Origin of the sequence: Pseudomonas amygdali (assembly GCF_002699855.1) — a bacterium.
Lineage (GTDB): Bacteria > Pseudomonadota > Gammaproteobacteria > Pseudomonadales > Pseudomonadaceae > Aquipseudomonas > Aquipseudomonas amygdali.
The window spans coordinates 1-9,625 of the sequence record NZ_LKBW01000077.1 but is presented as its reverse complement, the minus strand read 5'-3'; the positions used below and the strand labels follow the sequence as shown (position 1 = coordinate 9,625).

Genomic DNA, 9,625 nt, shown 5'->3' with positions numbered 1-9,625 from the left:
CAATATTCTTTCACGGCTGCGAGTTTTGCCTGCACTGTATATTTACCCATGACGCCTCCAAAGGTTGCGTCCAACCTTCGGGGGTCATACCACTCCAGCGTGGGAATGCCGTTCGTGACGCTCTGCGTCACAAGTCTGCGCCGCACCGCAAACGCAAGACCGGACGCGGAGCGTCCAGAACGGCATACCCACGCGGAGCATGGGTACGATGGTGTTCTTGAGAGCACTTATCGCTCTCCGACGCGGAGCATCGGCACGATAGTCGTGAGGCTTCCAGCAGCCATCAACGGAACCGGTCAACCTCGTTACGCAGTTCTGTCGCCAACCCATTCAGCTCCTGAGCGGTGACCGCCAGGTTGGACATCACCTGGCGCTGTTCGCTGTTGGCCATGGCGATGCTTTGCAGGTTGCTGCTGAGCATGGTGGCGGTGCTGCTTTGTTCCTGGGTGGCGGTGGTGATGGCGGCGAACTGGTGACCGGCCGAGCGGCTTTGTTCGTCGATCTGGGCCAGTGCCGAGGCCACTTTGGCGTTAAGCGCCAGGCCTTCCTGCATCAGGGTGTTGCCCTGTTGCATGGTGCTGATGGCGTTGCCGGTTTCCTGCTGAATGCTGGCGATCATGCCGGAGATTTCGTCCGTCGCTTCACGGGTACGTGCGGCCTCGATGGCGGCGTTGAGTGCCAGCAGGTTGGTCTGGTCGGCAATCGAGGTAATCACCCCGACAATGCTGCCGATCTCCTGCGAACGCTGGCCCAGTGTGTCGATGACCGTTGCTGTACTGCTCAGCGAGGTTGCGATCTGTTGCAGCGATGAAGACGCCTCGTCCATCGAGGTACGACCAATGCGCGTCTGCTGCGCATTTTCCTGTGCCAGACGCTCGGTATTGCTCATGTTGTCAGCGATGTTCATCGACGTGGCGCTGAACTCCTCGACGGCACCGGCCATGCTGGTGATCTCGCCGGACTGTTGCTCCATGCCCTCGAACGCGCCGCCGGACAGGCCGGACAATGCGTGGGCGCGCGTGCTGACTTCCTGCGCCGCGGTGCGGATATGCGACACCATTGATGACAGCGCTTCGCTCATCTTGTTGAAGCTGCCCGACAGTTGCCCGATCTCGTCGTTGCTGGTCACATTGAGGCGTACGCTCAGGTCGCCCGCACCCAATGCATCGGCCTGGCGTACCAGTTCGGACAGTGGACGCAGCTTGCTGCGCAGTAGCCAGATCGCGCTGATCACTGCGATCAGCATGGCCAGCACACTGCCGATGGCCAGCTGGGTGCCGACGTTCCAGGTCACTTCACTGATTTCGTCACGCGGCATGCTGGCGATGACGGTCCAGGGGCCGCCGGCGAACGGCTGGCCAACGCTGTAGTAGTCGTCATCGCCGTCATCCCAGAACTGCGCCTTGCCCGGTTTGCTGGCGAGGTCGGCAACGGACTTCGCTGCACCGTCCAGAGATTTGACGCCCGCCGGCGGAACCAGCCAGGCACCTTTTTCGTCCAGCAGTGCCAGCGAGCCGGTAGAGCCAATGCGAAAGCTCTTGAGGTTATCGAACTGGGTTTTCTGTGCGTCGGTGTAATCGAAGCCCACAAACAGCGCCGCAATGATCTTGCCGCTGCTGTCGCGAACCGGGCTGTACTGAGTCATGTAATAGCGATCAAACAACACCGCTTTGCCCACATAGCTCTGACCGGCGATCAAACGCTCGTAGGCTGCGCCCTTGCGATCCAGCACGGTACCGATGGCGCGCGTGCCATCCTGTTTGCTCAGAGAGGTGCTGATACGGACGAAGTCGTCGCCGCTGCGCACGAAAATCGTCGCCACGCCCGCGGTCATCGAGCGGAATTCATCAACCTCGGCAAAATCGTTGTTCAGTGCGGTATCACGCAGAAACAGGCCTGGCGTGGAAGTGCCCGCTACCGTGACCGGTTTGTCGGGTTGCAGGTTCAGGCCACCGGCAAAGCGCTTTTCGAACAGACCACTGAGGCGCTGAGTGCTATCGCGCAGGGTGCTGTGGAACGTGCTCAACTGGTCGGCGAGCAATCTGGCTTCGCTCGACATGTGCTCTTCGCGAATGACCAGGTTGGACGCGTCCAGAGACCTTAACGCGAACAGGGTGCTGCCGCTGATAACCACAGCCAGGATCACGGCCAGAGCAATACCGAGTTGCGAGGCAATTCGGGTACGGGGCTTGGACATAGAGACTCCATGCCGAATGATTGGAGTTGCCTGATCCGTGGCTTACCATTCAGCGAACAAATTAATGAGTGTTTTAAGCTGCCTGAACAGGCATTCGTTAAGCAGTGCTTCGGCCACCAGAGTCGTTACTTGAGTAACGGTCGCGACATTAACCAATGATGGCAGTTCAATACTAAACTAATTTTTAATGCAGTACTTCAACTAACGGCAACTCCATAGCGTTGACTTCCGTCTGCAGAAAATCGCTGAGGCGACGCAACCTCTCTGCGCCGGGCCTTGTGCGCGGCCAGACCAGATAATAATTTTCTCCGCTGAATACCGCGGTGCGCCACGGCAGGCTCAGACGGGCCTGCGCCACGTCTTCGGCGACCATAAGTAAGTCGCCCATCGATACGCCGTAACCGCGTGCTGCTGCAATCATTCCCAGCTCAAGCGTATCGAACACCTGCCCGCCTTTGAGCGACACCTGATCGGCCAGCCCCATGCGGTTCAGCCAGGTGCGCCAGTCACGCCGGTCAGGGGTGGGATGCAGCAACTCGGCCTTGGCCAGCCGCTTCACGTCCCATGGCGGGTCCTTCAACAACGTAGGTGCCCCCACCGGAATCAACAGCTCCGGGAACAGCAAAGTGGCTTCCCAGTCCGAGGGGAAATGCCCGTGACTGAGTAAAATCGCGCAGTCGAAAGGCTCCAGAGTAAAGTCCACGGCATCGATATCCATCCAGGCGCTGGTCAGCTGCACCTCGTTGCCTACTTGCAGATGACGGAAGCGACTGAGCCGCGCCAGCAACCAGCGCATGGTCAGCGTCGATGGCGCTTTCATGCGCAGAATGCCTTCGTCGGTCTGCAAGGTGCTGCAGGCTCGCTCAAGCGCCAGAAACCCATCACGCACGCCGGGCAACAGCGCACGCGCTGATTCAGTCAGTTGCAAGTTGCGCCCGTTGCGCTGAAACAAACGACAGGCAAAGTGCTCTTCCAGCGTGCGGATGTGACGGCTTACTGCACTTTGAGTGATCGAAAGCTCCTCGGCCGCTCGCGTGAACGACGTATGCCGCGCCGCAGCTTCAAACGCCCTTAGTGCATAAAGAGGGGGGAGACTGCGAGGCATATGGCGCTTCCTGCTGGCGATGAGTGGCTACTTTACTGCAAATCGTCTCAGATGAGTTTTACTCATGCAGCGCATCAGGTTTATCGTTTTGTGCTTGCGCGTCCAACCGCCCAGAATAGGCGCTTATCCGAACTCCGCCGTAGAGCACCGCCCACATGCAGCCCGCACTTAAAGAACTCTGGATCATCCTGCGCCTTGCCGGGCCGCTGATTGCATCGCAGATGGCGCACATGCTGATGGTGTTCACCGACACGGTGATGATGGGCAAGATCGGCCCGGAGGCGCTGGCAGGCGGTGGCCTGGGTGCGGCCACGTACAGCTTTGTTTCATTCTTTTGCGTGGGCGTGATGGCTGCGGTCGGCACGCTGGTCGCGATTCGCCATGGTGCAGGTGATACCGAAGGTGCGACGCGCCTGACCCAGGCCGGTCTGTGGCTGGCGTGGGGCATGGCGCTGGTTGCCGCGCTGCTGCTGTGGAACCTCGAGCCCATCCTGTTGCAGTTCGGCCAGGCCGAAGCCAACGTGCATATGGCTGCCCAGTTTCTGATCACCCTGCCCTTTGCACTGCCTGGCTTGCTCAGCTTCATGGCTTTGCGCGGCTTCACCAGTGCACTTGGGCGTGCGGGGCCGGTGATGGCCATCAGTCTGGCCGGTGCGGGCGCAAACTTCGTGCTCAATTACGCGATGATTCATCAATGGCTCGGGCTGCCGAATCTGGGGCTGATGGGCATCGGGCTGGTGACCGCGATCGTGACCAACTGCATGGCCCTGGCGCTGGCACTGCATATCAAGCGCCATCCGGCCTACGCGGCCTACCCGATCAGCAAGGGGCTTTCGAAGCTGTCGCGCACCCACCTGAAAGAACTCTGGCGTCTCGGCCTGCCGATTGGCGGGACCTATGCGGTGGAAGTCGGCCTGTTCACCTTCGCAGCGTTCTGCATGGGGGCAATGGGCAGTACGCAAATGGCCGCGCACCAGATCGCCCTGCAGACAGTGTCCATGGCGTTCATGGTTCCGGTGGGAATGTCCTATGCGGTAACCATGCGTATCGGCCAGCATTATGGCGCGGGCAACCTGTTGATGGTGCGCGTGGCGGGCCGTCTGGGCATCGGTTTTGGCGGCTGCGTGATGCTGATGTTCGGGTTGCTGTTCTGGCTGGCGCCTAATGTGGTCATCGGCCTGTTTCTGGATATCAATGACCCGGCCTTTGCCGAGATTGTCGTGCTGGCCGCAAAACTGCTGGCCATTGCGGCCCTGTTCGAGTTCTTCGACGGTACTCAGACGATTGCGATGGGGGCGATTCGCGGGCTCAAGGATGCGCGCACCACGTTCCTGATCGGTCTGGGCTGTTACTGGCTGATTGCCGCGCCTGCCGCATGGTTGCTCGGCTTTTCTACCGATGCCGGTGCTTCAGGCGTCTGGTGGGGGCTGGCGCTGGGTCTGTTCTGCTCGGCCGTGGCGCTGACCTATGCGTTTGAATGGAAGACGGCTCGCCTGTTGCGTCGGGAGGCAGCCGGGTTGGCGGTGCCGGCCTGATCCGGCGCGCCGTCATCCGGAGTTTGATGCACCCGTATTGGCGGCTTCCGAGCGCAGGTAAGCCACCAGACCCGCTATCGGCAGCGGCCTGCTGATCAGATAACCCTGCACCTGGTCGCAGCCGAAATCGCGCAGCAACTCCAGTTGCCCGGCGGTTTCGACGCCCTCGGCGACCACTTCCAGGTTCAGGTTGTGGGCCAGCTTGATCATGGCGTTGACCAGCTTGCGGTTCTCTTCGCGTAGCTCCATCTGCCCGACAAAGCCCATGTCGATCTTGAGCAGCGCGATGGGCAGGCTGTTGAGGTGCATGAACGATGAATAGCCCGTACCGAAATCATCCAGCGAGAAGCGCACACCCAGCCGCCGCATTGCGTCCATGGTCTGCAGGACCTGATCGCTGCGGCGCATGACGGCAGTTTCGGTCAGTTCGAACTCCAGCCAGTGCGCGTCGACGCTGAGCTCCTCAATCAGGCGACTCAGTGTCGGCAACAACTGGCTGTCCTGAAATTGCCGGAACGACAGGTTGATCGCCATATGCAACGGCGCAAATCCTTGCTCGCGCAGGGCCTGCATGTCACGCAGGGCGCGGAAGATGACCCAGTAGCCGAGCGGCACGATCAGGCCGCTTTGCTCGGCCAATGGCACGAATTCACTGGGCGGCAGCAGCCCGCGCGCCTGGTGGCGCCAGCGTACCAGCGCTTCCAGGCCGACAACGCGCCCGGTCTCCAGGCACAGCCGTGGCTGATAATGCAGCTCCAGTTCATCGCGGCGCAGGGCTCGTCGCAGCTCGCCTTCCAGATCGGCCAGGCTGCGGGCGTTGCGGTTGATGCGCTCTTCGAACAGATGAAAGGTGCAGCCCTGCATGCTCTTGGCCTGGCGCATGGCGATGTGCGCGTGCCACATCAGCGGGTCTGCTTCGGGCCGGGTTTGTGAATGGGCAATGCCCAGGCTGCAACCCAGCAGCAGGCTTTCGCCATCGACCCAGTAGGGTTCGGACAGCACGTCAGTAATTCGCTCGGCCAGTTGCATGGCGCGTGCAGGTGTTGTGCGGGTGTCAATCAACAGGGCGAATTCGTCGCCGCCCAGGCGTGCAAGCTGATCGCCCGCAGCGAGCTGGTTTTTCAGACGTGCCACGACTTGCAGAATCAGTCGGTCACCGGCCTGATGCCCCAGCGAATCGTTGGCGCGGCGGAAGTTGTCCAGGTCCAGATGCCCCAGCGCCAGGCTGCCACCCTCGGCCAGACGCGCCGTCAACAGCGCCTGAAAACCCTGACGATTGGCGATGCCGGTCAATGGGTCCTGACCGACCAGACGCCGCAGGCTGTCTTCCAGGCGACTGCGCTCGTGGACATAGCGCAGGCAGCGGCGCAGCGCATCGCCGGTCAATGCATCGCGCACCAGCCAGTCACTGACGCCACTCGGTCCGACCAGCGGTTCCTTTTCGAGCAGCACCACGGTGGGCAGCAGGCAGGTTCCGGTTCTGGGCTGCAGGTCGGGCGTTGTCAGCAGCACGGTGCTGCGCTCGTTAGCGTACCCGGCGCTGAAAGCGTCCCAGTTCTCGCCATGCAGAAGTATTACGTTGCTGCCCGGCGCAGTGAGGCAATCACGCAGCAGCGCGTACCAGAAAGGCTCGTGCGCCAATAACAGCAATCGCAAGGGTTCGACAGGTGTAGGCAATCTAACTTCCTAAGTGCAAAGGAAAAACCGGTGGCCGCACTCCCGCTGGAGCGTGACAAATACACGTATCGTTGCGTCGCGGCGCAAATGTAACAAAAACAGAAGAATTAGATAGCGATCACTGCCTGGCTACGATGACCGCTGCACAAACCCGTGGGCCTGTTAAAATGCCCGACCTTTTTTACAGACGACTCTTCATACCGCCATGTCCCGACTCAATCCCCGGCAGCAGGAAGCCGTGAACTACGTCGGCGGCCCTCTTTTGGTGCTCGCCGGTGCCGGTTCCGGCAAGACCAGTGTGATCACCCGCAAGATTGCGCACCTGATCCAGAACTGCGGCATCCGCGCCCAGTACATTGTCGCCATGACCTTTACCAACAAGGCCGCTCGCGAGATGAAGGAGCGCGTCGGTACGCTGCTCCGAGGCGGCGAAGGACGCGGCCTGACGGTCTCGACCTTCCACAACCTGGGTCTGAACATCATCCGCAAGGAACACACGCGGCTGGGCTACAAACCGGGCTTCTCGATCTTCGACGAGACCGACGTCAAGGCCCTGATGACCGACATCATGCAGAAAGAGTATTCGGGCGACGACGGTGTCGACGAAATCAAGAACATGATCGGTTCGTGGAAAAACGACCTCATCCTGCCTGCCGACGCGCTGGAAAACGCCCGCAACCCCAAGGAACAGACCGCCGCCATCGTCTACACCCACTACCAGCGCACGCTCAAGGCGTATAACGCAGTGGACTTCGATGATCTCATTCTGCTGCCGGTCAAGCTGTTCCAGGAACACGCCGACATTCTGGAGAAATGGCAGAACAAGGTGCGCTACCTGCTGGTGGACGAATATCAGGACACCAACGCCAGCCAGTACCTGCTGGTTAAACTGCTGATCGGTTCGCGCCATCAGTTCACCGTGGTGGGCGACGACGACCAGTCGATCTACGCCTGGCGTGGTGCGCGACCGGAAAACCTGATGCTGCTCAAGGACGACTACCCGTCGTTGAAAGTGGTCATGCTGGAGCAGAACTACCGTTCCACCAGCCGTATTCTGCGTTGCGCCAACGTGCTGATCTCCAACAACCCGCACGCCTTCGAAAAACAACTGTGGTCCGAGATGGGCCACGGCGACGAAATCCGTGTCATCCGTTGCCGTAACGAAGATGCCGAAGCCGAGCGCGTGGCGATGGAAATCCTCACCCTGCACCTGCGCACCGACCGGCCCTACAGCGACTTCGCCATCCTGTATCGCGGCAACTACCAGGCCAAGCTGATCGAACTCAAATTGCAGCACCACCAGGTGCCGTATCGACTCTCCGGCGGCAACAGCTTCTTCGGTCGCCAGGAAGTGAAAGACCTGATGGCGTATTTCCGTTTGCTGGTGAACCCGGACGACGACAACGCCTTCCTGCGGGTCATCAACGTGCCGCGTCGAGAAATCGGCTCGACCACGCTGGAAAAACTCGGTAACTACGCCACCGAACGCAAGGTGTCGATGTACGCCGCCACCGAAGAAATCGGCCTGGGCGAGCACCTGGACAGCCGTTACACCGACCGTTTGCAGCGCTTCAAGCGCTGGATGGACGGCGTGCGCCAGCAATGCGCGCAGAACGACCCGATTGCCGCGCTACGCAGCATGGTCATGGACATCGACTACGAGAACTGGCTGCGGCAGAACAGCTCCAGCGAAAAGGCCGCTGATTACCGGATGAGTAACGTCTGGTTCCTGATCGAGGCGTTGAAAAACACGCTGGAAAAGGACGAAGAAGGCGGTATGACCATCGAGGAAGCCATCGGCAAGCTGGTCCTGCGCGACATGCTTGAGCGTCAGCAGGAAGAGGAAGATGGTGCTGAAGGCGTGCAGATGATGACCTTGCACGCCTCCAAGGGGCTGGAGTTTCCTTACGTGTTCATCATGGGCATGGAAGAAGAGATCCTGCCGCACCGCTCCAGCATCGAAGCCGACACCATCGAAGAAGAACGCCGTCTTGCCTATGTCGGCATTACGCGCGCGCGGCAGACTCTGGCCTTCACGTTCGCCGCCAAGCGCAAGCAGTACGGTGAAATCATCGACTGCGCGCCAAGCCGCTTTCTGGATGAGCTGCCCCCGGATGATCTGGCCTGGGAAGGCAATGACGACACTCCGACGGAAGTCAAAGCCGTTCGCGGCAATACCGCGCTTGCCGATATTCGCGCCATGCTGAAACGCTAGTCGACAAACGAAATTGATCATTTATTGCGCAATGGCGCAGTCTAGGAATTGAAGTGGAAGCACTGCACAAGAAGATTCGCGAAGAAGGCATCGTATTGTCCGATCAGGTGCTGAAAGTCGATGCGTTTCTCAACCATCAGATCGATCCGGCCTTGATGAAGGAAATTGGTGACGAATTCGCCCGTCTGTTCGCCGATGCTGGCGTGACCAAAATCGTGACCATCGAAGCTTCCGGCATTGCGCCGGCCGTCATGGCGGGTCTGAACATGGGCGTGCCGGTGATTTTCGCCCGCAAGCACCAGTCCCTGACCCTGACCGAAAACCTGCTGTCGGCGACCGTGTACTCATTCACCAAGCAGGTGGAGAGCACCGTGGCGATCTCGCCGCGTCATCTGAGCAGCGACGATCACGTGTTGATCATCGATGACTTCCTCGCCAACGGCAAAGCCTCGCAGGCGCTGATCTCGATCATCAAGCAGGCCGGTGCGACCGTGGCCGGGCTGGGGATCGTGATCGAGAAGTCCTTCCAGGGCGGCCGTGCCGAACTGGATGCACAGGGCTATAGAGTGGAATCGCTGGCGCGGGTTGAATCCCTGGCCGGTGGGGTTGTGACGTTCAAGTAACGTGTTCAAGGGAGGACGCAGAGCGTCCGGAAAGGCATGCGACGCGGAGCGCCGCACGATAGTTGCGATGATCGTTCCGCACGCTCCAGTGGGGGAGCGCCGCACGATGGTTGCGGTTATCGTTCCGCACGCTCCAGTGGGGGGCGCCGTACGATAGTTACGATTATCGTTCCGCACGCTGGTATGACCCCCGAAGGTTGGACGCAACCTTTGGAGGCGTCATGGGTAAATATACAGTGCAGGCAAAACTCGCAGCCGTGAAAGAATATTGTG

Annotated in this window: 6 protein-coding genes; 3 read left to right on the top strand and 3 right to left on the bottom strand. The window is 60.1% G+C overall.

Annotated elements, in window-relative coordinates; all coding sequences use genetic code 11:
* Positions 1–283: 283 nt before the first annotated feature.
* Entirely contained in the window at positions 284–2,197 is a 1,914-nt protein-coding gene (locus AO277_RS07760; protein WP_044319872.1) for a methyl-accepting chemotaxis protein, read from the bottom strand.
* 184 nt (positions 2,198–2,381) lie between these two features.
* On the bottom strand, positions 2,382–3,302 hold the full coding sequence (locus tag AO277_RS07755) for a LysR substrate-binding domain-containing protein (RefSeq protein ID WP_002551384.1): 921 nt from the start codon (positions 3,300–3,302) through the stop codon (positions 2,382–2,384).
* A gap of 155 nt (positions 3,303–3,457) precedes the next feature.
* Here AO277_RS07755 and AO277_RS07750 point away from each other — a divergent pair, with 155 nt between their 5' ends.
* Complete coding sequence (locus AO277_RS07750) at positions 3,458–4,837, top strand: NorM family multidrug efflux MATE transporter (protein WP_044319871.1); 1,380 nt, start codon at positions 3,458–3,460, stop codon at positions 4,835–4,837.
* 12 nt (positions 4,838–4,849) lie between these two features.
* On the opposite strand, the gene AO277_RS07745 is transcribed toward AO277_RS07750, so the two are convergent.
* Positions 4,850–6,514: a putative bifunctional diguanylate cyclase/phosphodiesterase gene (locus AO277_RS07745; protein ID WP_099258887.1), complete on the bottom strand. Its 1,665-nt coding sequence runs from the start codon at positions 6,512–6,514 to the stop codon at positions 4,850–4,852.
* Positions 6,515–6,719: 205 nt separating this feature from the next.
* Between AO277_RS07745 and rep the strand changes: the two genes are divergently transcribed.
* A complete protein-coding gene (gene rep, locus AO277_RS07740) occupies positions 6,720–8,729 on the top strand; it encodes a DNA helicase Rep (protein WP_004660029.1) in 2,010 nt (669 codons plus the stop codon).
* A gap of 53 nt (positions 8,730–8,782) precedes the next feature.
* Positions 8,783–9,352, top strand: coding sequence for a xanthine phosphoribosyltransferase (locus tag AO277_RS07735; protein WP_002551388.1), 570 nt, complete (start codon positions 8,783–8,785; stop codon positions 9,350–9,352).
* Positions 9,353–9,625 lie beyond the last annotated feature (273 nt).